The sequence below is a fragment of the Psychrobacter sp. Ps2 genome, assembly GCF_022129405.1.
Lineage (GTDB): Bacteria > Pseudomonadota > Gammaproteobacteria > Pseudomonadales > Moraxellaceae > Psychrobacter.
On sequence record NZ_JADQAM010000061.1, the window covers coordinates 399,621 to 425,864 of the forward strand.

Sequence of the window (26,244 nt, forward strand, 5' to 3'; positions counted from 1 at the left end):
AAACATCATTGTTTTTATCAATTACAGCAATAAGCTTGATTAACCATTGAACCACACTTTAATCTTGACTAAATTACTCGGGATTAAGTATAATTACCTTAATCGTTGCACACATCGGGTTAATCATCTGTTGTTCAATAACGATAAGACAAAACTTAGCTGACGTATGATTGGTTGCTCTTTTTATCTTATGAGTACTTATTAAAACTTTTAGCTAAGATCGTTGTTAAACATAAATGACATTAAGTTTGGAGATAACACATGCGTTTGACTACTCGGGGCAGATACGCTGTTACCGCATTATTAGATTTGGCATTACAGACCAGCCAACAAGACAGTGCTGTATCATTATCCGATATCGCCAAACGACAATCGATTTCAATATCGTATCTTGAACAGTTATTTTCTAAACTTCGTAAACGCGGCCTTGTCACGAGTATTCGCGGTGCTGCAGGTGGTTACCACCTAGCTAAACCATTGAATGAGATAGATGTGATGAGCATCATATCTGCGGTTGATGAGTCAGTAAACGCGATGCAGTGTGAAGGACGCGGTGACTGTCAAGGTGGTACAATGTGCCTAACTCACGATCTGTGGTGTGCACTGTCGAATCATATCGAACAGTACTTGAAAAATATAACATTAGCGCAATTATTAGATATGGAAAACGTGCAGTCAGTCTCAGAGCGTCAGCACATCTCTACAAAAGATATTTCCATAAAAGACATTAATACTATTACTCTATCGAACAGCGAGGCAAACCCAGCATGAGCCAACATAACAACCTTATATACTTAGATTATGCCGCCACTACCCCAGTTGCTAAATCAGTAGCTGCTAAAATGAGCGAGTATTTGACTGTAGATGGTGTCTTTGGTAACCCAGCTTCACGTTCACATGGTTACGGCTGGCAAGCGGAAGAAGCAGTAGAAACTGCTCGCGGTCAAGTTGCTGAAGTTATCAACGCTGATCCACGCGAAATCGTCTTTACTTCTGGTGCGACTGAGTCTGATAACCTAGCTATTAAGGGTGCAGCACATTTTTATCAGTCTCGTGGCAAACATATCATTACCAGTAAAATTGAGCACAAAGCTGTATTAGATACTTGCCGTGAGCTCGAGCAAGAAGGTTTTGAGATTACGTATCTTGAGCCACAGCCAAGCACAGGTCTTATCCTGCCAGAGCAAGTAAAAGCAGCACTACGTGATGATACGATTTTAGTATCACTTATGATGGTGAACAATGAGCTTGGTACTATTACTGATGTTGCAGCGATTGGTGAAATCACTCGCGAAGCTGGCGTAGTTTTCCATGTTGATGGCGCACAGTCTGTTGGTAAAGTAAAAATCAATCTTGAAGAAATGAAAATTGATTTGATGAGCTTTTCAGGTCATAAAGCATACGGCCCTAAAGGTATCGGCGCATTGTTTGTTCGTCGTAAGCCACGTATTCGCTTGAAAGCTGAGCAACATGGCGGTGGTCATGAGCGCGGTATGCGTTCAGGTACACTACCAACGCATCAGATCGTTGGTCTAGGCGCAGCATTTGCTTTAGCTAATGAAAGCTATGAAGCCGATCATGCACATGCAGCCAAACTACGTCAAAAGCTTTGGGATGGCCTACAAGATATCGAAGAGATTTACTTAAACGGTGATCTTGAGAATAGCGTACCAAACATTGTAAACATTAGCTTTAACTTCGTTGAAGGCGAGTCATTGATGATGTCACTTAAGGACTTAGCTGTATCATCAGGTTCAGCCTGTACGTCAGCGACGCTTGAGCCATCGTATGTACTACGTGCTATTGGTCGCCCAGATGAATTGGCACATAGCTCAATCCGCTTCAGCTTCGGCCGTTATACCACTGACGAAGACATCGATACTGTTATCAAACAGATGCATGAAGCTGTTGATAAACTACGTGCCCTATCACCACTTTGGGATATGTATCAAGAAGGTGTTGATCTAAACTCAGTTGAGTGGGCTGAGCATTAATTTTTAATATAGCTTTTTAGTATAGCTAGCAATATATATTTATTAAACAATTGATCAGACAATTAAATTAAGCGTTTGACCCCAATTATCGATGAGTAGTTAGACACTTAAAGTTGATAAACAACTACTCATCATCTAACTAGGAGAAAACCCCATGGCCTATAGTGACCAAGTTATTGATCATTACGAAAACCCACGCAACGTTGGTAATCTTGATAAAAACGCCAAAAACGTTGGTACCGGTATGGTCGGTGCCCCAGCATGTGGCGATGTAATGCGTCTACAAATCCAAGTCGACGATAATGGTATTATCGAAGATGCACGTTTCAAGACTTATGGCTGCGGTTCAGCGATTGCTTCAAGCTCGCTTGTTACTGAGTGGCTAAAAGGCAAAAGCTTGGATCAAGCTGGCGAAATCAAAAACAATGATATCGCTCAAGAGCTAGCATTACCACCAGTAAAAGTGCATTGCTCTGTACTTGCAGAAGACGCTATTAAAGCCGCTATTAGCGACTATAAAGGTAAGCATGGCGTAGCCGCTCCAGCAGAAGAAGCTGCGATCTAAGCTAGGCTAAACCTGCTAGCGTATGCGCTACGTTGTACTAGCAACGCTAAAGTAGCAATGTGTAATCGCTACTGACGCTAAAGAGGTGACAATGACACTTATGTAATTGTCACCTTTTGTTTTCTAATAGTCGTAAGCCTACACTTTTGGCAATCTTGTAATTCTGGTTGTCAGTTTATCTAGATTTTTTTATTGATATTTATGATTAATAGTCAATGGGAGTTGGCATGATTGAAATGACAGAACGCGCCGCTCAGCATGTTCGAGACTTTTTGGACAATCGCGGCAAAGGCGAAGGCATTCGAGTTGGTATCCGTACAGCGGGTTGCTCGGGCTTGGCTTACGTTTTAGAGTTTGTAGATACCCCTGATGAAAACGACACGCGTTATGAAAGTCGCGGCGTTAGCATCTTTATTGATCCTAAAAGCCTCGTATATTTAGACGGCTTGTTGATGGATTACGAAAAAGAAGGTTTAAACGAAGGCTTTAAATTTACCAATCCTAACCAAAAAGGTGAATGTGGTTGCGGTGAGTCTTTCACAGTTTAATTGTTCAATGGCTAAAAACTGATAGATTTATGCTTCAGCAAGCTTTCATAAGAGCAGTGCAGTATCTCTGCTATCGCTATGAAAAATGGCTAATTTACTTAGGTAGCCAAGCGATTCAGTATTCTTAGCTAGGTCATGACTTCAAAAATAAATAAAAAAGCAAGGCATCAGATTATGACAGATATTACTTCAGAACCACAGTTTGATAACTTCTTTGCCCTATTTGAGCAGCCTGTACAATTTGAAATCAATCAAAACAGTCTAGAACAACGTTTGCGCTTGCTGCAAAAACGCTATCATCCTGATAATATTGCCAAAAATCAGATCGATATAGTTCAAGCACAATTGCAGTCTGAAAAAGCATCGGCTTTAATCAATCAAGCGTATCAAACGCTAAGCGCTCCTGATAGCCGTGCTGGTTATTTATTAGACATGGCAGATCAAGCACAAAACATAGAGCACTCAATCGCAGATTTAGAATTTTTGGAAGATGCGATGCAGATGCGTATGGATCTAGATGATGCTATCGAAGACAAAGATCTTGTAGCCTTGCAGCAATTACACCCTCAAATTACAGAGCGTCTAACAAATCAATCTGAGCGCTTTAATGATGCTTATCAAAATCAAGATTGGCAAACAGCGATTGATGCGACACAGAAACTGAAATTTTTAGTTAAGCTAAATGCTGATGTGACGACTGGGCTTGATGATGTTGCAAATTCATCACATTCAGATGACGATGACTTATACGTCTAAACATTTGTGGTTATGGCTCTCACTAACAAGCTAAATTCTATATATTTGGTTAAAATAGTGACCGTGATACCGTATAATCTTTGATTCTAAGCGCATCAAACTGTCAGAATCCGTATTCCATAGAATGAGATTACCGACGTTAGACTCTCTTACTGCATATGCTATATTTGCTCCATTTCACTTATTCATTTTATCTCTGAGTTATTCTTATGTCTTTAATGCAAATTGCTGAACCCAATCAAAGCGCTCAACCTCACCAACATAAATTTGGCTTGGGCATCGACCTCGGTACTACACGCTCGTTGATTGCTGTGGTGCGTTCAGGTAAGGCACAAGTCTTAGAGGCAGGCGCAGCGACAGATACATTATTACCGTCTGTTGTCTATTATCCAGCTACTGGTATGCCATTGGTTGGCTATGACGCCCTAGCGCATTTAGCGGATGATCCAAAAAATACGATCGTCTCGGCTAAGCGTTTTATGGGTCGTAGTCAAGCTGATATCAAATTCTCTCATCCTTATGAGCTGTCTGGTAATAAAGATGATATGCCAGCTTTTGTAACGGCTCAAGGTGAGGTGTCTCCTGTTGCAGTATCAGCGCGTATCTTAGCCGCTCTTGAGCAACGTGCAGCAAGTGCCTTACCTGCAGATAGCATCGAGGGTGCTGTGATTACAGTTCCCGCTTATTTTGATGAAGCACAGCGTCAAGCAACCAAAGATGCTGCACAAGCAGCGGGTATCAACGTACTTCGCTTGTTGAATGAACCAACGGCCGCTGCGGTCGCTTACGGGCTTGACCAATCATCAGAAGACAGTAAAAAAGAGAGCTATTACTTAATCTATGATTTGGGCGGTGGTACTTTTGACGTTTCTATCTTAAAGCTTACCGACGGTGTCTTTGAAGTGTTGGCAACTGGTGGTAATAGCGCACTAGGCGGCGATGATATCGATCGTCTTATTACCAATTGGATTATTAAACAATTAAATATCGATCCAAAAGACGTAAGCCTGCACGACAAATCAATACTAGCTCAACAAGCAAAAGCTTATAAACAAGCATTGACTGATGCTGAGCAAGTGGACATCAATGTGGTTGTCAATGGTCAGTCTTATCAAGGCGTATTAAGCCGTACAGACGTGCTAACTATCGTAGAGCCTGTTAGCCGCCGTACCCTAAGCGTGTGCGAACAAGTCCTACGCGATGCCAAGCTGTCTACTACAGATCTAGATGAAGTTATTTTAGTGGGCGGCTCGACTCGTATGCCTGCCGTACAGCAAGTCGTGACTGAGTTTTTTGCTAAGCAGCCACTTTGTCGTCTGAATCCAGATGAGGTTGTTGCCTTGGGCGCTGCCCAAACTGCTCATCAATTGGTGAATGGTGATAGTGACAACAATTTATTATTATTGGATGTGACGCCATTATCATTAGGTCTTGAGACCATGGGCGGTTTGGTTGAAGTACTCATCCCACGCAACACGCCTATCCCTGTGAAGAAACGTCAAGTGTTTACCACGTATCAAGACGGTCAAACAGGCATGGTGATACACGTGGTGCAAGGTGAGCGTGAAACGGTAGAAAACTGTCGCTCACTTGGACGTTTTGAGCTGTATGGCATCCCGCCAATGAAAGCTGGGTTTGCTCGTATCGAAGTTACCTTTAGTATCGATGCCAACGGTCAGCTTACTGTCAGTGCACAAGAAACTACGACCAAAACAGAAAGCAAAATTGAGATTGTGCCTTCTTATGGTCTATCAGATGAGCAAAAAGAACAGTTGCTCATTGCAGGGTTCAAACACGCTGAAGAAGACAAAAACGCGCGTTCTTTAATTGAGACCAAAGTAGAAGCGGAACGTGAAGTACTTGCCCTAGAGTCGGCACTTAACGAATTTTCGGCGTTGCTTTCTACTGAAGAACAACAGTCACTAGCAGAGCATATACAAGCGCTACGTAACTCTCTTAGCACTGATGACTTAGCGCTTATTGAAGCACAACAAGCTCAGCTCAAGCCGCATAGTGATGCCTTTGCTGCACGTATTATGAATCAGAGCGTCAAGACCAGCATGGCCGGTACTAGTGCCAAAGACTGGTAATAAATACATCGACATATATCGCTTAACTGATACGTTAAGCTAACTTCTAATATTTTTTAAATTGATTAGCATCGGACAGATAATTTATGCCAAAAGTTACCGTACTACCCCATCACGAAATTTGCCCTGAAGGCGCAGAAGTTGAGCTACAAGCTGGTGAAAACTTATGCAAAGCACTGTTAGAAAAAGGTATTAAAATCGAGCATGCCTGTGAGATGTCAAAAGCTTGTACCACATGTCATGTTGTAGTACGTAAAGGTTTCAACAGTTTGGATGAGATGGATGATATCGAAGCGGATCTACTTGATCGTGCTTGGGGCTTAGAGCCTGACTCACGTTTATCTTGTCAGGTCATGCTTGATGATGAAGACTTGACCATCGAGGTCCCTAAATATACCCTCAATCACGCTAAAGAAAATCATTAAACATTGAAGATACTTTCTAGTTAAGATTAAAAAAGGCCAGCTATATGATAGTTGGCCTTTTTCTATATATAATTTTAATATATTAAGCTTGAAATACTTAACGCTTACTTGCGATTGGCATTCTCACGCTTACTTTCTGCTGCTATGTCCTTTACTACTTTTTCTTCCTCTTGCTCTATGCGTTCCAGCGCAAAATTTAAACGAGCTCTAATATCTTGATAATCATTGTCTTTCATATCTTTAAAATTCAAATGCAAATTGAAACCAGGTAATGTGTGGTCGACCCATTTAGATAAATGACCTGTACTGGCACTAGGGTCAAGTACTTGCCATGCATCGATCTTTTCATCAATACCTTTCAAGCAAAATGCGGCAACGTGTTCGCATTCATAATTATGGCAAATATAATCGTAAGTGCTTTCACTGACCAATATCTGATCTTTGCCCGCACAGGACTCAAGCCTAGAAGCTAGGTTGGCTTCTTTACCAATGATGGTATAGCTTAATCGACTATTACTACCAAAATTACCAACGTGACAGTAGCCAGTGGTGATACCAACACGTATATATAAGCCTTCAAACCCCATCAGCCGCCATTTTTGGCGTAAGGTGCGCATTTCTCGGCGCATATCAATTGCCATCGCCACACAATCTAGTGCATCTTGACGCGAGCCGCGACTATTCGGTTCACCAAAGAAACATACAATGCCATCACCAATGAACTTATCAAGCACTGCACCATGCTTATCAGCGATCGACGTCATGCAATGCATATAAGTATTGAGAATATCTGCCAAATTATCAGAACTTAGACTGTCAGAAAGCTCGGTAAAGCCAACGATATCTGAAAACATAATAGTTATTTTTGCACGTTTATTAGAGACACTAACAGGGCTATCCGATTTGACAATAGGCTCCCAAATCTGTGGTGGCACAAATCGAGTCAGTTTATTGATCACTGATACCATCGTATTTAAACGTCCCCCTGCCTTGCGGGCAGAAGTCTTATAACCAATGTATTCTTGATACATACGTCGAAACTGACATAGGACAACAATCATACTAGCTACCAGCACCGTAGGTGGTAGCCAACTGTCACCGCAGTCCAATTCATCATTACTTAGAATGGTACCCACGTAATAAAAAACAATAGCCGTTATCAGTGCCACTGTAAGCAATTTGAGCTGGTTCTCAGGCCGGCTAAGAATGATACGTATACCAATCAAAACAGCCAAGCTGATTGATATGATCATACAAAACTGTAGGGAGCCAATGACAACCGATAATAGAATAATAACTATATTAGACGTCCAAAAGCTGGTCTGACGTCGGTAGTTATATATCAGGATCAGGAGACTTGGCAATGTAATAATAACCAATAATGCCATTGAGATAGAACGGAAGTCGTAATATATAGCACGCAAAACAACCGTCATTATTAAAACGAAGACTTCTGGATAATCGAAACGACAAACTCCAGCATCTTTCAGCGGCGACCTTGATTTTAGTGTCTCTGAAAAGAACATATAGAAGTTCACTTGAATGTTTCGAGCGATATGAGAGACAAGAATACATTACACTAGCACATTTGCATTATTTGCCCTTATGACAATTTATCATAAGATATATCTAATAATATATTATACTTTCCAAATAAGGTAAAACAAGGTTACTGATGACTAAAAGACGACCTTTTGTCTAGTTTGTTCGCTATTTTACAGTTTTTATCCAAATTTAAATAAAAAGAGAGGCCAGATACATTTAAGTATCTGGCCTCTCTTTTTACATATAAAATTAAGGTTCAAGCTATTCTTATTAAATGCAGGATAGATTGATTATTACATTTGCCAGTCAAACGGCATTTGGTGATGACCACGTAATGCCATCATTAATGTTTGCTGCATTTGCGCCAATACTTCTTTAGTATATGGCACAGCTGGCACACCCCATACTGGGTTTGGCCACTGCATATCATTTTGATAACGGACAATATGATGAAAGTGAAGCTGTGGCACTTGATTACCAAGAGCGGCCACATTCATTTTATCGGCTTGAAAGGTTTTGGCTAACTGGCTCGATAACCAGCTGGACTCTCGTAAGAACTGCGTTTGGTCTGCCTCAGACAGTTCATATAACTCTTTGATACCGGATACACGTGGCACTAATATAAGCCAAGGAAATTGGCAGTCATTGATTAAACGACAAGTGGATAATGGAAAATCCCCCACTAAAAAACTATCAGCAGCAAGTTTATGATGAAGTTGGAACATAATGACGGTTCTCTTGTTGTTTAATGCAAATAAAATACAGAAAGTTAAAAAGTTAGTTTGGCTATTTTATCAGTTATCGGGTTGATAAAATAGCATCATAATTTATTGCCTTAGTATGACTACCTAGCCTACTTGATATCCAGCTATGTACTAAGCAGGCTCTGTCACCATGTGCTCGCTAAAATAGCGCAGCAGCTCTTGTATGACCGTCACACGCTGTTGCGGTGTGGCCAGTTTATCGCTATTTTGATAACGGATACCAGATGCGCCATTCATACGATAATGCTGACCATTTGATTGGATCAATTTAATAATCGCTAACGCATCAACTGGAGTATCTGGCGCAAATTCCAGCGTCATACTACTACTGTTGGCATCGATTTTATTGATTTTAAGTGGCTCTGCTTGTAAACGTAATCCATGAATGGCGAATAGCTGCTTGGTTTGATCTGGCAGTGCTCCAAAGCGGTCTATCATTTCCGTGCGAATATCCGTTAATGCCTCTTTATCATCGGTATTGCTAATACGTTTGTAAAACAATAAGCGCTGATGCACGTCATGTAGATACTCCTCTGGAATGAGGGCTGAGCTATGTAGATTAATCTCACTGGTCAACGACAATGGTGTATTTAAATCAGGCTCCTTGCCAGCTTTAATGGCTTTAGTCGCACGCTCAAGCATATCCATATATAAGCTAAAACCAATCGCCTGCATATTACCACTTTGCTGCTTACCCAATATCTCACCTGCTCCGCGAATCTCTAAATCTTCACTTGCTAGCATAAAACCTGCACCTAACGTATTGGCGCGTTCAATCGCATGCAAACGGCGCTTGGCATCGCCTTTGAGGCCTTTAAGGGAAGGCACTAGTAAGTAACAATACGCTTGATGATGACTACGTCCTACTCGGCCACGCAGCTGATGCAATTGCGCAAGACCAAACTTATCTGCACGCTCAATGATAATCGTATTAGCATTGGGCACATCAATACCTGTCTCGATAATGGTAGAGCAAACCAACACGTTGAACTTTTTATGATAAAACTGCTGCATGATCTGCTCAAGCTGACGCTCTTGCATTTGCCCATGTGCCACCCCTACTCGCGCTTCTGGCACTAGGTCACGAATGGTTTCTGCCATACGCTCAATACTGGCAACATCATTATGTAGCAGATAGACCTGCCCACCACGTAATAGCTCACGCAATATGGCTTCTTTCATCAAGGCTTCTGTTTTTTGCATTACAAAAGTTTTAATGGCAAGACGACGGGCAGGCGGTGTGGCGATAATCGACATATCGCGCATACCTGAGAGCGCCATATTTAGCGTTCTAGGGATCGGAGTCGCCGTCATAGACATGCTATCGACATCTGTCTGAATAGCCTTGATACGCTCTTTATGACGTACTCCAAAGCGATGCTCTTCATCCACAATCATCAGTCCAAGGTTGGCAAATTTCACATCCGGTTGTAGCAGTTTATGAGTACCAATGACGATGTCTACTTTGCCAGCAGCCAAATCAGCCAATACCATTTCTTGATGTTTTTTGCCGCCAAAGCGCGATAAGCTCTCGATACGGACTGGCCAATCGGCAAAACGATCGCGGAAATTGTCTTCATGCTGACCGGCAAGCAATGTAGTAGGCACCAATACGGCAACCTGATAGCCAGCACTAACGGCAATAAACGCTGCTCGCATCGCGACTTCTGTTTTACCAAAACCAACGTCACCGCAAATAAGACGATCCATCGGCTGGTTTTGTCTCATGTCTTCCATGACTGCATGAATGGCATTGGCTTGGTCGGCGGTTTCTTCGAAGGCAAACTGGCTGGCGAATAGCTCATACTGTGATGGGTCTATCTTGAAATGAATGCCAACTTTGGCCTCACGTCTTGCCTGCATATTGAGCAATTCAGCAGCGACGTCATGAATTTGCTCTAACGCCTTTTGCTTGGCTCGATCCCATTTACCACTACCAATCTTATGTAACGGGGCTAAGGCTGGATCGCCGCCGCTATAACGACTAATCATTTGTAGATTGGCAACTGGCACGTAGATACTAGCGTCATCAGAATATTTTAAATGGATAAACTCTTGCTCACCATCGCCCACATCTAAGGTAATCAAGCCATTATAACGACCGATACCATGCTCGATATGCACTACTGGACTGCCATCTGTTATTTCAGTGACGCTCTTGACTAAGAATTCTTCTGATACCCCACTTTGGCGACGACGGCGCGTCTGTAAGACTTGACGACCGAACAGCTGTGTCTCGCTAATCAACACCAAGCGTTCAGGCACATAGACACCGCGCTCAATTGGCGCTACGGTCAGACCGACATGCGGTAGATGACTGTTATTAATAGCGCTGGTTTTATCTGCAGCTAGAAATGCTTCAAAGCTATCGTACGCCTTGATATCAATCTTGCCTTTGAACAGTTCGATTAGAATCTCACGACGGCCTGCGGTTTCTGCAACGATTAGTACAGGTGTTGTAGTCTTCGATTGCGTATCCAAGAAGTCGAGCAATTCTGATAATGGTTCAGACTTTTGATGATTGACTGCTAATTGGGGAGGCTCTTGAGCACTTAATGTCACCAGTCCTTGTTGTTTAGTGACACTCGATGGCAATGGTATTTGTGAGGCATCTGTACTTTCTGGTGCTTCCACATCATTCATCGTAGCCAGTTCATCACGAGCACTTAATATTACTTTTGGATACTGGTTTAACTGCTCGTTAAGCGCGTTAGATAATAGATACAGCATTGCTGGCTCTACGATAGGCTTGTCAATATCATGTCGACGCTCTTCGTAGCGGCGCTGGATTTGTGACCAGTAATCAGCTTGTTTTTCATTGATTAATTCATCGGTGATAAATAATGCATCGCTTGGTAAATAGGAAAATAAGCTACTCTCTGCCTCCCAATCTTTTAAGTTAAAAAATAGCGGCTGATAATACTCTAATCCACTACTTGCAATTCCTGCCATTACGTCTTTGTGCAGCTCAGACTTGCGGCTACTGGTATTAGGGAACATTGCAGCAAAATTCGTGCGGAACGTCTCACGCCCTTCATCGAGCGGGAATTCTTTTGCGGGCAAGATTTGAAATTGGTCAATAGGTTTAGAGATATCTGGCATTTTGTGCAGTAGTGACAATGACTCTTTTGCCATACTGGTATCATTGCCTGTTAACATCGCCTTCAAATCATCGGCAGTCAATGTACGCTGCGTTTGAGGATGAAAAAAGCGAATCGTTTCGATTTCATCATCGAACAAGTCTAAACGTAGCGGAAAAGGCTGACCCATGGCAAAAATATCAATAATACTACCACGTACTGCAAACTCACCTGGTTCAAAGACATTTTCAACCGCTCGATAACCAGCCTTTGCCAGTAGCCCTCGCTGGGTATTGATATCAAAACGATCGCCGACACTCAAATCAAAATGCTGTCCAATCAACCAGCTTGGCGGTGCGACGCGATGCATGAGGGCTTGTATCGAAATAAGTAGCACGCCCGTTTTTGGCATATCCGTCAACAGATTGATACGTTCACTGACGATGTCTTGATGCGGAGATAGCTCATCATAAGTCAGTGTCTCCCAATCAGGGAACACATAAGCATCGACTCCGCAAAATGCTAGCTCAGTCTCTATCTGATTAAGTTGGTTTTGGTCACGTGCCACCACGACTTTTAGGCGCTCGGCAACATTCCACATAGGTGTTTGCACCAAGCTTGCCAACCATAAACTGCTGACCGCACCATGGACAGGCGCTAGCCAACGCCGCTCGGCATTTTGGATAGGAAACAACTGCTGGTTAATAGGGTCAAACGCGTCAGTCAAAGCAGTAATAGGCATAAAGAATAGGATCAAAGTTAAGGAGTCAGAAAGCTATTATACGAATATTTGAGCAATTACCAAAACTTATGCCGTAACGGTTTGTCACTTAAGAGTTTACTCATTAATGATTGAGTGTTGACAATGACTATTGCGCTTTAACTGTCATTACATAACAAAAAACCCCAACTTATCAGCTGAGGTTTTCATTTTTGCTAATCAAGCCAAGCCTAAAACTTCAGCTGATAAGTGGTTTATCGCTAGCGATGATGCCATTGTTATCAGCATAAATGAACATACCCGAATTCAACGTCAGATCACCAAAACTAATTTCGATATCCGTTTGACCTTCATCACGGCGAGTTGATTTGCGCGGGATACAGCCAAGCGCCATCACCCCAAGATCCATCTCTGCCATGTCATCAACATCGCGGACACAGCCATATACAATAACTCCAGACCAACCGTTGTCGATAGCCGATTGTGCAATCATATCGCCTAGTAATGCACAGCGCATAGAGCCGCCGCCATCAACGACCAACACTTTGCCACTGCCTTCTTTATCTTTGCCATCGCTATTCAATAGTGACTTAACACGACTATTGTCTTCAAAGCACTTAACCGTCACGATTTCACCGCAGAATTTGTCTTTTGCACCAAACTGACGGAATGACTTGCCTTCGATATTTGGCAAGCATACTTGAGACTCAGGATTGGCATCCAATAGATCACAAGTGACAAAATTCCCTCTATCCATTTGTATCGATTCTGACATTGCTTCTGCTCCTTGTTTTAGTGATTCAACTGACTGGTGTTTCAATACTGATTGATGCTTTGATAATAGTTAATAGTTATTGTGTTTTTTACTCTTATATTTTTGTTCTAATGCAATCTTGTCCCAATGCAATTAATAATCGATATCTGTAACTTTCCAGTTTTAAGACTGAATCTGTCACTAGAAAAACTGTCTTTTTATTTTTTAACACGGGTCATCGCTAGCATCTGCTTATTTTCGATAATGTCGATATGCTTAATTTGAGGTTCAGTACGATATTTACTACGATGGTAGATATCATGAGCACTCATCGCCATGGCACTGGCAACGCGTTTAGCAGAAATAGGATGTAACGATAGCGACTCTGACACGAGCGGCGAGATAAGTTTAAATGCTTTTTGACCAATACTCTCAAGTGGACGACCTTTATGCTTACCAAGCAATAATGACGGACGAAAGACGACCAATTGACCAAACTCCAATGCCATAACAGCCTGCTCTGTCTCAGCCTTGACTCGATTGTACAAAAAACGACTATCAATATCCGCATTCATTGAGGAGAGTAAAAAGAAATTCTCTACCCCCTTATCACGACACAGCTTGGCAAAGTTTACGTTATAGTCTCGATCTACCTTGCGAAAAGCCTCATCACTACCAGCCTGCTTTTTTGTCGTACCCAAACAACTAAAAGCATCCGTGGTTCGATCGGCACCGACACTTGCAAACACTTCAGAGAGATTATCAAAATCATTGATTTGATAAAAACGCATGCTGGCATTAATGTAGCGTGGCGGACGACGAGCAATCACAATCAATGTGTCATAAAGCTCACTCAGTTGCTTTACCAAATGCTGCCCTACTAACCCCGTTGCGCCAATCACAATTGCTTTTCGCTGCATACCCTATCCACTTATATAACATTAGATGAACTATATTGATGAGAAAATACCTATATCAAGGCCTATCGTTAGAATATCATACCTAAATTCCTCAATAACTGACGCTATTATATAGGATATATTGTAAGAGATTTTATCAACCCTCTACGTCTATCAGCGCTTACTATTGATTTAGTTACTAGAATGACCCAAATTCGATGATATTACGTAACTTCTTTGAGCATTAATCATCAAATATATTGTCCTTAGTTCAATAATTTGCTAAGATAATCGGCTTTACACGTCAACGCTGTTTAATTATTCCAAACAGCTCTGACGCTTACGATGCTCTACTCATATTAGATACTTTAATATCAGACATCGACATCATATTTGACGAGACGGCTGCTCGTCACCGATGATTGTTAAACCCATTATTGCAATCAACATTCATATTTTTATCTATCTTTATCAAGGAGATACGCGTGGCTAATACTGCACAAGCTCGTAAACGCGCCCGTCAAAACACCAAACGTCGTCAGAACTCTGCGTCACAACGCTCTATGGTTCGTACTTACTTAAAACGTGTTGATGCGGCTATCGCAGCTAAAGATTATGACGCGGCTACCGAAGCTTACAAAAAAGCGGTACCAGTTCTTGATCGTATGGCTGACAAAGGTATTATTCATAAGAATAAAGCTGCTCGTCGTAAGAGCCGCCTAAACAAAACAATCAAAGGCCTACAAGCTTAAGATTTGTATTGATTAGACCGCATTTCGCTTTTATAGCGTAATGACTAAAACCTTGTCACTGGTTCTAATACCGTGGCAAGGTTTTTTTATGTCTACTAGAATATATTAAATGAATTGCTTCCCTATCAACTCATTTCAATTTTCGATTAAGAACAAAACATCAATTCCACTGCACTTCTGGTGGCAATAGCAACTTGCTAGGATGGTAACCAGCTGCACGATAACTGTCTAACAATGAACTAATCGGCCGAGTATATACTTGACCCCGCCAAATGAAATGCGCGCTCGCTTGATCAAAGGGTTTATCATCGAACCATAAGAACACGCCTTCCATCATCTTTGGCCAATCATTCCAATCAATCTCTACCACATCGAACATAACCGCTAAGAATGCAGATAGCAACGTATCATGACTCACAGCGAGCATCAGATGGCCATGCTGCGGCTGATTCTGGTAAAAAAGCGACAGAATATCCAAACCGCCCTGATAGGTGTTTTTAGTCCCTTCCAAATTGCCTTGCAAAAAGCGATTGATAAAGTTCAGGACGCCAATTTCTTTAAATACTGGATTGGCTATTTCAGGTTCAGTGACAAGGCTACCAGGCTCAACTAACAATGATTGATGCGTAATGTCACGCCGTAGTCCTGCCCCCTCTTGCATCAGCTGCGCGGTATCGATACAACGTCCAATGGGGCTAGAAATACTATCGACGTCGAGCGAATATGGTAGATGACCTGATAACCAACGACCCCAAGACTTTGCCAGTATACGGCCTTTAGGAGTCAACGGTAACTGATAGCTGGCAAAACCATTACCATCAGAGCGCTCTCGTAAAGAGTGCCTAGTAAATAGAATCAGTCGCTTATTTTCAGGCAATAAGCTGACGGAGGAGATCATGCTATCTGGTAGGTGCGAAGGTGCAGGCGCGCTTGGGGTGTGACTCGCAAGCTTGTCAGCAGATATTTTTGACAGGGTGTTATTCAAATATTTACTCATGACAGCAAGCCTAGCAGATTTCTTATCAGGAATGAACCACAGACAAATCTAGTTGCAATATATCTTATAAATACTATGTACTCTTTCGAAAAATGCGTTATTCAAAAGAGTCTATACCTAGAATAAATGGAGATTTGCCAAATATTTACACACGGTCCTAGCCAATATCAATGACTTTGTCCCATGCAAACTCTAATGCCGTACTGCTAACCTCGTTTGGATAGGCTCGTGGATTGACAATCACTCGCGTATTACCAATTTTATAATCAAATGCTTCATGAGTATGTCCATGTACCCATAGCATCGGTGCCCAATCCTCGTGCATCCATCCTGACAAGTCACTGACGAAAGCCGCATTACTCGGTAGATTGGCATATTTTTCAGACACCGATAATGCACTGACACTATGATGACTCATGACTACTGTTTTTTTACCTAGTTCATGAGATTCGATCAAAGCTTGCTGTAGCCACTGACGATGCTCCGCATGAATCTGCATAGATACTTCAGGCGAAAACAGTTCGTTGCCTGCATAGATTTGCTTATAGTCACGCATAAAATGCCTAGCAGCAGCCATGGTGTCTTCGTTAGCATGATACTGATAATCTGTCCAAAGCGTACAACCTAAAAGGCGTATATCACCGATATCGATATGCTGACATTGTAAGACGCGAACGCCTTTTTTAGACACAGTATCATAGTTATCCCAAGTTGCCAGTTTATGGTCAAAGCTCAATACGTCTTCATCAAAGTATTCATGATTACCAGCGATAGTAATCAGAGGAACTTCTAAGCGCGCCGCTTGTTCTTGCAACCACGGCATACCTTTATCGCTATTAGCAGTATCTCCTGCTACCAGTACTAAATCTGCATCGGTTTTAGGAATATGTCCAACGGGGTGCGACTGACGTTCATAACTATCAATATGCAAGTCACTTAATATCTGTAATTTCATATTATCCAACATCACTTAGTGGCGTTATTATTAAAAATCTAATTATCGATAAATACTCATAGCAGTACTACTAATATTTAGCTAAATCAGCGTTTTTAATATAGTTATTATATTTTAGAACGGTTGTAAGAATAAATTTAATAGTGTAGCAGCTTTTTCTTTGCCCTCAAAAAGTAAAAAAACAGCCATTTAGGCTGTCTCTTTTTCTTAACGTCTATTCAAACTTAAATACTTTGAAGTATTGTCTGTAGTTTAGCAGCAGGATCTAAAGCTTGAGTGATCGAACGGCCAATGACTAAATAATCAGAACCGTCTATTAGCGCCTGACTTGGTGTACAGATACGTTTTTGATCATCTGCATTGTCTTCAGCTAAGCGAATACCAGGCGTCACCAGTTTAAAATCCTGACCACATAATGCTTTAAGTGCCTTTGCTTCTTGAGCCGAGCACACCACCCCATCAAGTCCAGCTTGCTTAGTCAGTTGTGCTAGTCGGCTCACTTGGGTATCTAAGCTATCAGTGATTCCTGTTTGCATCAACGCTTCATTATCCATAGAAGTCAGTACGGTGACTGCGATAAGTAAGGTATCAAGATCTCTATCTAGCAAGCGCTGTTTTGCCAACGACATGGCCTCTAGACCTGCGCTAGCATGGACATTCACCATCCATACACCAAGTTCAGCGGCAGCCAATACTGCTTGAGCAGTGGTATTCGGAATATCATGAAATTTCAAGTCTAAGAACACTTCAAAATCACGTTGATGCAGTGCCTTAATGATATCAGGACCACAACGCGTAAACAGCTCTTTACCGACTTTCAATCGACATTGGGATGGATCTAACTGGTCAGCTAACGCTAGAGACGCCTCTACCGTCATATTGTCTAGAGCGACGACAACTGGAGAGTTGATTACATTATTCATGGTTTTACCATATATTTTGAGTTATCAAAGTATTGTATTTGAGGTCAGTACTGCGATTTTTGAGCTATCACCTAGCAGATCACCTAACGAATTAATCTCGTCTACGCTTAGACAGAGTGGAGCCTTCAGTTAGGCTAGTTGCGTCAGTATTCTGTACATTGGTAGCAGAAGCACCATAAACAGCTTCATCTACTGTTGGCGCGCTTGCTTGACGATCGATAACTGTATTGGCCTGAGTCAATTGCTCTTGTAAGTTTGCGTTTGCTTTTTGCAGACGTGAAATTTCCCACTTATTTTGCAGCACACGAAAGATAAGCAATGCCAGTAAAATACCAATAACAATACCTAGCATCAAACACAAAATAAGTAGCAACCCTAGATTCATCGTAGGTGCTTGTGAAAACAGTAGGTTGACTCCGACCTCAGTATTATTTGCCAATACCAAACCAAGTGAATAGGCAAAGCTCAAGAATAGCAATACAAATAGTAAAAAGCGCATGAGACAGTTACCTCAGTTTGGAATGATAAATTTTGACGGTTAGATAGCCAGTGCTGGTTTAATTAACTGTTTGCTACCGTATCGTTTACTGCTTCGCGTAGAGCCTTGCCTGGCTTAAAATGTGGAATCGCTTTAGCCGGTACAGGTACGCTTTCACCTGTCTTAGGATTACGTCCCATACGGGCACGGCGATGATGTAGACAAAAACTACCGAATCCGCGAACTTCGACTCGGCCATCATTGGCTAAAGTATGGGTCATCAAGTTTAAGATTTCACGCACTGCGTCATCAACCACGGTGTCTGCCATGTTGTCACAGTTTGCACTCAAATTACTAATAAATTCGGATTTGTTAATCGCTTGCTGCATTATTACGCTTGCCTTGTTGATTGATGGATAAGCTGATGATAAGTCAACGCTCTATAGTACGTAATTGCGTTTGTATAATTAAACTATATATACTGAATCTTTGAAAATTAACATTCAGAATCACATTATGACTATAAAAAGCTTATAACTATCATCTCGTTACTCAATGGTGCAAATGATAGCGGATATTAGCGTAAATGGGAATAAGAGTTTGCCCATTTGGCTAAAAACCTCTCTTACTAACTGTATTAATAAAATCTAATCATAAAAAAAAGCGACCGAAGTCGCTTTTTTTATATTACTTTTATGTCAATAGTTTGCAGCTTACTGCATTTGCTCTTTGATCAAATCACCAATAGTTTTTGGCTGTGCATCAGAACCTGGAGCAGCAGTAGTGTTCGTGCTACCAAGATCTTTAATCGCTTGACGCTCTTCAGCTTCGTCTTTCGCTTTGATAGACAAGTTGATGTTGCGTGTTTTACGATCAACACTGATGATTTTCGCTTCAACGTCATCACCAACAGTCAGATGCTTAGTTGCATCTTCAACGCGGTCACGTTGGATTTCAGAAGCACGTAGATAAGCTTCAACTTCGTCAGCAAGTTCGATAGTAGCGCCTTTAGCGTCTACTTCTTTTACTTTACCATTAACGATAGCACCACGGTCATTGTTGACTAGGTATTCGTTGAATGGATCAGAGCTTAACTGCTTAACGCCTAGGCTGATACGGTTAGCTTCTGCATCTACAGACAATACCATTGCTTCAACGGTGTCACCTTTGTTATAGTTACGGATAGCATCTTCGCCAGTTTCGTTCCAAGAGATATCAGATAGATGAACAAGACCATCAATACCACCGTCTAGACCGATAAAGATACCGAAGTCAGTGATTGATTTGATCGTACCAGTAATTTTATCACCGCGCTCATGTTTCTTATCAAACTCATCCCATGGGTTAGCTAGAGTTTGTTTGATACCTAGGCTGATACGACGACGTTCTTCATCGATATCAAGAATCATTACTTCAACTTCATCGCCCACTTGAACCACTTTAGATGGGTGGATGTTTTTGTTGGTATGATCCATTTCTGATACGTGTACTAGACCTTCGATACCTTCAGAAATCTCAGCGAAACAACCATAGTCAGTCAAGTTGGTTACGCGAGCTTTTACAACACTACCTACTGGGTAAGTGCCGCCAACGTTATCCCAAGGATCAGTACCAAGTTGTTTTAGACCTAGGCTAACGCGGTTGCGTTCACGGTCAAACTTCAGTACTTTAACTTTTAGGTCTTGGCCAACTTCAACAACTTCAGATGGATGCTTGATACGGCGCCATGCCATGTCAGTGATGTGCAATAGACCATCGATACCACCTAGATCAACGAACGCGCCGTAATCAGTAAGGTTCTTAACGATACCTTCGATCTCGATGCCTTCTTCAAGCTTGTTCAATAGCTCTTCGCGCTCAGCTGAGTTTTCAGCTTCCATAACTGCACGACGGCTAACAACAACGTTGTTGCGCTTCTGGTCAAGTTTGATGACTTTGAATTCTAGCTCTTTGCCTTCAAGATGCGTTGTATCACGGATAGGACGTACATCTACCAATGAACCTGGTAAGAACGCGCGTACTGAACCGATATCTACAGTGAAACCGCCTTTAACTTTGCTTGAGATAATACCTTTAACGATTTCATCGTTATCAGCGATTTTTTCAAGGAAGTTCCAAGTTTCAACACGTTTAGCTTTCTCACGTGACAGCAAGGTTTGACCCATGCCGTTATCAACCGCTTCAACTACGACATCAACGCTATCGCCAACTTCAACTTCAAGTTCGCCTTCTTCGCTTAAAAACTCTTCACGAGCGACGATACCTTCAGATTTAAGACCAGTATCTACTGTGATCCAATCGCTATCGATGGCCACAACAGCACCTGTAATAACCGAGCCACGCTCGATATCTAGGCCCTGCTCTTCAATGCTCGCTTCAAATAGTTCAGCAAATGATTCCATTATGTCTACCTTTGTATAGCCGTATCCTGTCCAGCACAGTACGGATCAAATTTATGATTGTATAGAACGAAATACTGGTTTTATATCCCATGCAATCATATAAAAAAACGTTTGTTGATAGCGAGCTCATCGTAATTAAAACTGACTAACAACAACTGTCTTATATCGACTGCAATATCTTAAATAAACTAGGTTTTTCTTACTGCTTCAATAAAATTTAACTTAACCGTATTATTTTATACTAAAACAATGATTAATAGGAAACTTTTTGGTACTTAATATGTTGTTTTTACTAGCTATTAAATAACTAACTGGTGAAAAACACACCTTTATCTTGGCAATGCTTTTTGACCTGCTCATATACTGCATCGGCATTCAGTGCTGAACTATCAAGTAATAGGGCATCTGCCGCAGGCTTTGATGGCGCTGTACTGCGATTTTCATCACGGTCATCACGCTCTTTTATCGTCGCTAAAATTGCCTCAAAATCTGCTGTTTGACCAGCGTTCAATAACTGAGTCACACGGCGCTCCGCACGTGCCTCAGCACTGGCCGTCAAAAACACCTTAACATCAGCATCTGGGAAAACAACCGTACCCATATCGCGACCATCAGCAACTAAACCAGAACGAGTGGCCATATCTTGTTGTAGCTTGAGCAATGCTTGGCGAACCTGTGGAAAGACAGCTATCTGTGATGCATAGCCTCCAACCGTTTCATTGCGTACTTGCTCACCTACTGCTTGTCCATTAACAATGATATCTACACGCCCTGAGTCATTGTTCGGTACAAACGCTATCTCCAAGCTTTCAGTCAATGCTAATAAAGCATCTTCGTCAATTGGTTGGCTAGCATCTGCGCTGATTAGACCCGCCTCAAAGGCTTTTAGTCCAACAATTCTATAAAGCGCACCAGAGTCTAACAACTGATAGCCTAACACTTGTGCCAGACGCCATGTAACAGTGCCTTTACCAGCGCCACTAGGACCATCGATACAAATAACAGGATAGCGTACTGATGAGGTGTGGCTATTCTCTGTATTGAGTAAAACATTATCAGGTGTAGAACTAGTCATAATACTTACTCAATAATATGCGTTACTTATATCGCTTATCGTATGTCATTAATAAAACGATATTTATTTGTATGTTAAGTCTTTAATAGCCTATTAAGATGGGTGCTATCAAATAGGGCAATATTATAGCAAAAAATCATCGTGACCACTAGCACCAAGACTGATATCTTGTTTATTAGTATTTTGAGTTTACATAGTGGCCTTATTCTTTTTTGCCGCTTGCCTACGCTCACGAAAAAATGTCTTAAGTATTTGACTACTATGCTCGCTGCATAATCCATTGTAGGCCTGAATACTATGGTTGTAGAAAGGTTGTAATGATAAGTCCATTTGACTACCAACCATCCCAGCGCGTGGTTCACTCGCTGCATAGACTAACTTGTTTACACGCGCATGGATTAGAGCACCGATACACATCGTACAAGGCTCTAGAGTGACATATAGAGTAGTCTGTAGCGGCAGTCGATAGTTTTCTAAACGCGTACAGGCATCTCTCAATGCAACTATCTCTGCATGAGCAGTAGCATCATGACTACTAATTGGTTGATTAAACCCTTGGCCGATAACTTGCTGGTCATGTACCAATACCGCACCTACCGGCACCTCTCCTCGCTCAGCACCTTGCTTAGCAAGTTCAATTGCCTCTCGCATCCATTTAACGTCTTCGACTGACCAAAATGTGCTGGACCGAATATCTAAAGATTGATACGGCATTAAGCTTATATTCTGTATATTTTGCATTTATTGTGGTAGTTGCCAGTCAATTGGAGTTTGGCCATACTGCACCAAGTAGTCATTTGTTTTAGAAAAAGGTTTAGTGCCAAAAAAACCGCCACGATTTGCCGCCAGTGGTGATGGATGTACCGCTGTCAGAATCAAATGCTTATCCGTATCGATATACTTACCTTTCTTCTGGGCTTTACTACCCCACAAAATAAATACGGTATGCTTTGTCTGTTCATTGACGGCATCGATGACGGCATCAGTAAACTGCTCCCAGCCTTTATTCTGATGACTGTTTGGCTCGCCTTCTCGCACAGTTAGTGAGCTATTAAGCAGTAGAACGCCTTGCTGCGCCCAGTATGTCAAATCGCCATGCGCTGAAGGGCGAATACCAATGTCATCTGCCATTTCTTTGAGCAAGTTATTTAGTGATGGTGGCTTAGGAATGGCTTTAGGAACAGAAAATGATAACCCCATAGCCTGACCTGGACGATGGTAAGGATCTTGGCCCAAGATTACCACTTTGACTTGCGATAACGGTGTGAGATTAAGCGCATTGAACATCAATGGCGCAGGAGGATAAATACTATCGTCCGACTGATACGCCTCTTTTAAGAACGCGCGTAGATTGTCCATATTCTCAGACGTTAGTTCATCTGCTAACGCTGTTTTCCAATCTTCTGGTAAACGGACATTGTCTAAAATCGCCTGTTTTTGTTCTGCTGTTTTGGTTGTCGGTTCATCAAACAGTTCCATATTGTGTCCTTTTTATACTTGTTATCTTGTTATAAGTTCAATAGTTTTGTTAAAGCTAGCTTACTGTAAATAATCATACTAACAAAAAATGGTGTGCGCTTTGTTGATGAATTATAGCAATAAAAAAACGGCTACCGCAGTAATACGATAACCGTTTTTTTGACATCAATATTAAACAACTTAGCTGGCTAGAGACTCAGAATCAGGATGTGGTTCATGAGTTTCAACGACTGTCAGAATAATACGACTATCAGCTGAGCCTTTGTCTGATACCTTATCAAGCTTCATTGTATCATTCTCTTGAGAGTCATCGACTTTAGGCTCTAAGGTCAGATGCACGACACCGCCATTGACCAAATCACCAAACAAAATCATACTTGCCAACGGTTTTTTGATTTCATCCTGAATCAGACGCTGCATCGGACGTGCACCCATTAGACGGTCATAGCCTTTATCCGCCAAGTAGTCACGTACATCATCATCAATCTCTAATGTCACTTGCTTATCATCAAGTTGCACTTGCAATTCCACCAAGAACTTATCGACAACTGATACAACAACTGACGTATCTAGAGGGTTGAACTGAATAATGGCGTCTAAACGATTACGGAACTCTGGCGTGAAGACACGTTTCAGCGACTCTGTATTATCACGACTATGGTCTTGTTGCGTGAAGCCCATTGACGAGCGACTGATACTATCAGCACCAACGTTCGTTGTCATAATAACGATGACTTGCTTAAAGATGGCCACACGACCATTGTTATCAGTCAACGTACCATGATCCATCACTTGTAGTAACAAGTTGAACACATCTGGATGCGCTTTTTCAATCTCATCAAGCAACAATACACAATGTGGATGCTGATTGATTTTTTCGGTGAGTAAGCCGCCTTGATCATAGCCAACATAACCTGGAGGTGCACCGATCAAGCGTGATGCCGTGTGCGCTTCCATATACTCTGACATATCAAAGCGTACTAATTCTACACCTAACAGGTTCGCTAACTGACGCGATACTTCTGTTTTACCCACACCAGTCGGACCTGCAAACATAAACGAACCAATTGGCTTATCTGGGGCTTTTAATCCTGCACGTGATAGCTTGATAGCATCAGCCAACGTAGCAATCGCCTCATCTTGACCAAATACCAAGTGCTTTAGATCTCGATCTAGGTGCTCAAGGATACTCTTGTCATCACTCGATACAGATTTAGGTGGAATACGTGCCAGTTTAGCAATGATAGCTTCGATATCAGCTACATCGATTTTCATCGGTGGCTTTTGACCTTTTGACAATTTCACACCATCTGCTGATTTAGCACTATCGCTTGCTTTCGCAGTCGCTGCTTCATCCTGCATTTCATTATCTGTATCACCATCGATACCTTCGATATCAGCATCAATCTGCGCATCAAAATCTTGCTCTAAATCAGCAATGAAACTTTCTTCCGCTTCGATATCATCGACATCAGGCACTACGCCTAAGCGCTTATACGCACCTGCTTCGTCAATCACGTCAATGGCTTTATCAGGTAAAAAACGCTCATGAATATGTTTGGCTGATAACTGTACCGCTGTGACCAACGCTTCATCAGTATACTCAACATTATGGAATTCTTCATAACGAGGTTTTAGACCGCGTAAGATATCGATAGTGTCATCCACACTAGGTTCTTTAACATCGATTTTTTGGAAACGACGCGACAATGCATGGTCTTTTTCAAATACTTGGCGATATTCAGTAAAGGTTGTTGAACCGATACAACGTAGCTCACCGTTAGCAAGCGCTGGCTTGATAAGGTTCGATACATCCATATTGCTACTCATAGATGAACCAGCACCAATAATCATATGAATTTCATCAATAAAAAGAATAGCATTTGATTTTTTCTTTAACGCATCAAGCAATGACTTCATACGTTTTTCAAAGTCACCGCGATACTTAGTTCCCGCAATCAGTGAACCAATATCTAGGCTATAAATCACGCAACCATTAAGGGGCTTTGGTGCTTTGTCGTTAATAATTAACCATGCCAAACCTTCAGCAATAGAGGTTTTACCGACACCAGGCTCACCTACTAGCAATGGGTTGTTTTTACGACGGCGGCACAGTACTTGGGCAGCACGTTCAATTTCAGAAGCACGACCAATCAAAGGATCGGTTTTACCTTCGGCAGCTCGCTGGTTTAGATTGGTCGCAAATTCAACCAATGGATCTTTGCTGGTCTTTTCAGAGGCACTACGACGCTCAGTACCTGCAGAACCGCGTGATTCAGAAGGCTCTTCTTTATCTTGGCCGTGTGACAAATACTGGGTTAACTCAAGGCGACTGATGCCCTGTTTTTTAAGCAGGTAGACAGCATAGGTATCATGTTCTGAAAACATAGAGACCAAAATATCAGACCCTTCCACCAAACGACCACCACCAATCGACTGCACGTGAAAAATAGCACGCTGCAAAATACGATCAAAGCTTTGAGTCGGCTGCGGTGACTGTTCCGTATCAGCATCGATGGTTGGCGTGTGTTTATTAATATAAACCTCAAGCTCAGTACGCAACGCCGAGACATTAGCATTACAAGCAGTCAACGTATTGGCAGCATGAGTGTTTTCTAATAAGGCCAAAAGCAAGTGTTCAACAGTGAGATACTCATGCGATTTTTGGCGCGCAAGCGTCATTGCTAAACGTAGAGAAACTTCAAGATGACGACTTAACATAACAACTTCCTACGGTTATATCTATCTTTATAATTGATAGTTTTATGAATGAGTTAGTAAGTAAATCAGGGCGGTAGATGAATTGTTCAAGGGCTATATTCGTATTATTAGAAGTCATGAATAAATGAGGTGCGCGGTAGACTATTGATTAAATACTATAATCTCGCTATCAGCCAACAGTAATCACAACTATCCATGGCCGCTTTTCTTTATATCAACACGATACTTCGACGGAGTCAATCTATTAACACAGACTAAAATGTATCAAAGCGTGCTACAAGCTAGTAGCCACCACCTTAACAACGAATATTAAATGTTGAA

The 26,244-nt window shown here is 41.8% G+C and carries 22 protein-coding genes and 1 pseudogene; 8 read left to right on the top strand and 15 right to left on the bottom strand.

The window, feature by feature from the left end:
- The first annotated feature begins 261 nt into the window (after positions 1-261).
- The 7 genes from I3254_RS13315 (at position 262) to fdx (ending at position 6,378) form a co-directional block, all read left to right on the top strand.
- The gene (locus I3254_RS13315) at positions 262-771 is read left to right on the top strand and encodes an Rrf2 family transcriptional regulator (protein ID WP_165597994.1); all 510 of its coding nucleotides are present in this window, start codon (positions 262-264) and stop codon (positions 769-771) included.
- A complete protein-coding gene (locus I3254_RS13320; RefSeq protein ID WP_238053183.1) occupies positions 768-1,994 on the top strand; it encodes an IscS subfamily cysteine desulfurase in 1,227 nt (408 codons plus the stop codon). Before I3254_RS13315 ends, I3254_RS13320 begins: the two co-directional genes overlap by 4 nt.
- 154 nt (positions 1,995-2,148) lie before the next feature.
- Positions 2,149-2,559 (top strand): Fe-S cluster assembly scaffold IscU, encoded by a 411-nt coding sequence (gene iscU, locus I3254_RS13325; protein ID WP_057759218.1) that lies wholly within the window; start codon positions 2,149-2,151, stop codon positions 2,557-2,559.
- Positions 2,560-2,786: 227 nt separating this feature from the next.
- Positions 2,787-3,107, top strand: coding sequence for an iron-sulfur cluster assembly protein IscA (iscA, locus tag I3254_RS13330; protein WP_021814983.1), 321 nt, complete (start codon positions 2,787-2,789; stop codon positions 3,105-3,107).
- Positions 3,108-3,281: 174 nt separating this feature from the next.
- Positions 3,282-3,863: a Fe-S protein assembly co-chaperone HscB gene (gene hscB, locus I3254_RS13335; protein WP_238053184.1), complete on the top strand. Its 582-nt coding sequence runs from the start codon at positions 3,282-3,284 to the stop codon at positions 3,861-3,863.
- 209 nt (positions 3,864-4,072) lie between these two features.
- Positions 4,073-5,953, top strand: a complete 1,881-nt coding sequence (hscA, locus tag I3254_RS13340; protein WP_238053185.1) for a Fe-S protein assembly chaperone HscA — start codon at positions 4,073-4,075, stop codon at positions 5,951-5,953.
- An 86-nt stretch (positions 5,954-6,039) separates the two neighbouring features.
- On the top strand, positions 6,040-6,378 hold the full coding sequence (gene fdx / locus I3254_RS13345; protein ID WP_101206134.1) for an ISC system 2Fe-2S type ferredoxin: 339 nt from the start codon (positions 6,040-6,042) through the stop codon (positions 6,376-6,378).
- A 104-nt stretch (positions 6,379-6,482) separates the two neighbouring features.
- Here fdx and I3254_RS13350 read toward each other — a convergent pair whose 3' ends face one another.
- From I3254_RS13350 to I3254_RS13370, 5 genes are all read right to left on the bottom strand, one after another.
- On the bottom strand, positions 6,483-7,631 hold the full coding sequence (locus I3254_RS13350; protein ID WP_227679287.1) for an adenylate/guanylate cyclase domain-containing protein: 1,149 nt from the start codon (positions 7,629-7,631) through the stop codon (positions 6,483-6,485).
- Between the two features lie 585 nt (positions 7,632-8,216).
- Complete coding sequence (locus tag I3254_RS13355) at positions 8,217-8,648, bottom strand: HIT family protein (protein WP_057759208.1); 432 nt, start codon at positions 8,646-8,648, stop codon at positions 8,217-8,219.
- A gap of 150 nt (positions 8,649-8,798) precedes the next feature.
- A complete protein-coding gene (mfd, locus tag I3254_RS13360; protein ID WP_238053186.1) occupies positions 8,799-12,509 on the bottom strand; it encodes a transcription-repair coupling factor in 3,711 nt (1,236 codons plus the stop codon).
- A gap of 217 nt (positions 12,510-12,726) precedes the next feature.
- Positions 12,727-13,263 (bottom strand): ribonuclease E activity regulator RraA, encoded by a 537-nt coding sequence (rraA, locus tag I3254_RS13365; protein ID WP_238053187.1) that lies wholly within the window; start codon positions 13,261-13,263, stop codon positions 12,727-12,729.
- A gap of 197 nt (positions 13,264-13,460) precedes the next feature.
- The gene (locus tag I3254_RS13370) at positions 13,461-14,162 is read right to left on the bottom strand and encodes an NAD-dependent epimerase/dehydratase family protein (RefSeq protein WP_102091938.1); all 702 of its coding nucleotides are present in this window, start codon (positions 14,160-14,162) and stop codon (positions 13,461-13,463) included.
- A gap of 464 nt (positions 14,163-14,626) precedes the next feature.
- On the opposite strand from I3254_RS13370, the gene rpsT reads away from it, so the two are divergent.
- On the top strand, positions 14,627-14,893 hold the full coding sequence (gene rpsT, locus I3254_RS13375; RefSeq protein ID WP_010200097.1) for a 30S ribosomal protein S20: 267 nt from the start codon (positions 14,627-14,629) through the stop codon (positions 14,891-14,893).
- A 160-nt stretch (positions 14,894-15,053) separates the two neighbouring features.
- Here the strand turns inward: rpsT and I3254_RS13380 are convergent, their stop codons facing one another.
- From I3254_RS13380 to I3254_RS13425, 10 genes and pseudogenes are all read right to left on the bottom strand, one after another.
- Entirely contained in the window at positions 15,054-15,890 is an 837-nt protein-coding gene (locus tag I3254_RS13380; protein ID WP_238053188.1) for a histidine phosphatase family protein, read from the bottom strand.
- Between the two features lie 157 nt (positions 15,891-16,047).
- Positions 16,048-16,845, bottom strand: coding sequence for a metallophosphoesterase (locus tag I3254_RS13385; protein WP_238053189.1), 798 nt, complete (start codon positions 16,843-16,845; stop codon positions 16,048-16,050).
- A 224-nt stretch (positions 16,846-17,069) separates the two neighbouring features.
- Positions 17,070-17,768, bottom strand: coding sequence for an orotidine-5'-phosphate decarboxylase (gene pyrF / locus I3254_RS13390; protein ID WP_101206141.1), 699 nt, complete (start codon positions 17,766-17,768; stop codon positions 17,070-17,072).
- 91 nt (positions 17,769-17,859) lie between these two features.
- Positions 17,860-18,267 carry a lipopolysaccharide assembly protein LapA domain-containing protein gene (locus tag I3254_RS13395; RefSeq protein WP_238053190.1) on the bottom strand — a complete coding sequence of 136 codons (408 nt, stop codon included), beginning with the start codon at positions 18,265-18,267 and terminating at the stop codon, positions 17,860-17,862.
- A gap of 62 nt (positions 18,268-18,329) precedes the next feature.
- Positions 18,330-18,635: an integration host factor subunit beta gene (locus tag I3254_RS13400; RefSeq protein WP_101206143.1), complete on the bottom strand. Its 306-nt coding sequence runs from the start codon at positions 18,633-18,635 to the stop codon at positions 18,330-18,332.
- Between the two features lie 324 nt (positions 18,636-18,959).
- Entirely contained in the window at positions 18,960-20,648 is a 1,689-nt protein-coding gene (rpsA, locus tag I3254_RS13405) for a 30S ribosomal protein S1 (RefSeq protein ID WP_057759193.1), read from the bottom strand.
- A 307-nt stretch (positions 20,649-20,955) separates the two neighbouring features.
- The gene (cmk, locus tag I3254_RS13410; protein WP_238053191.1) at positions 20,956-21,723 is read right to left on the bottom strand and encodes a (d)CMP kinase; all 768 of its coding nucleotides are present in this window, start codon (positions 21,721-21,723) and stop codon (positions 20,956-20,958) included.
- Positions 21,724-21,912: 189 nt separating this feature from the next.
- On the bottom strand, positions 21,913-22,437 hold the full coding sequence (tadA, locus tag I3254_RS13415; protein ID WP_238053192.1) for a tRNA adenosine(34) deaminase TadA: 525 nt from the start codon (positions 22,435-22,437) through the stop codon (positions 21,913-21,915).
- A gap of 27 nt (positions 22,438-22,464) precedes the next feature.
- Positions 22,465-23,202 carry a uracil-DNA glycosylase gene (locus I3254_RS13420; protein ID WP_238053193.1) on the bottom strand — a complete coding sequence of 246 codons (738 nt, stop codon included), beginning with the start codon at positions 23,200-23,202 and terminating at the stop codon, positions 22,465-22,467.
- A 324-nt stretch (positions 23,203-23,526) separates the two neighbouring features.
- A pseudogene (locus I3254_RS13425) lies at positions 23,527-25,923 on the bottom strand (AAA family ATPase); the annotation flags it as partial.
- Positions 25,924-26,244: the final 321 nt, after the last annotated feature.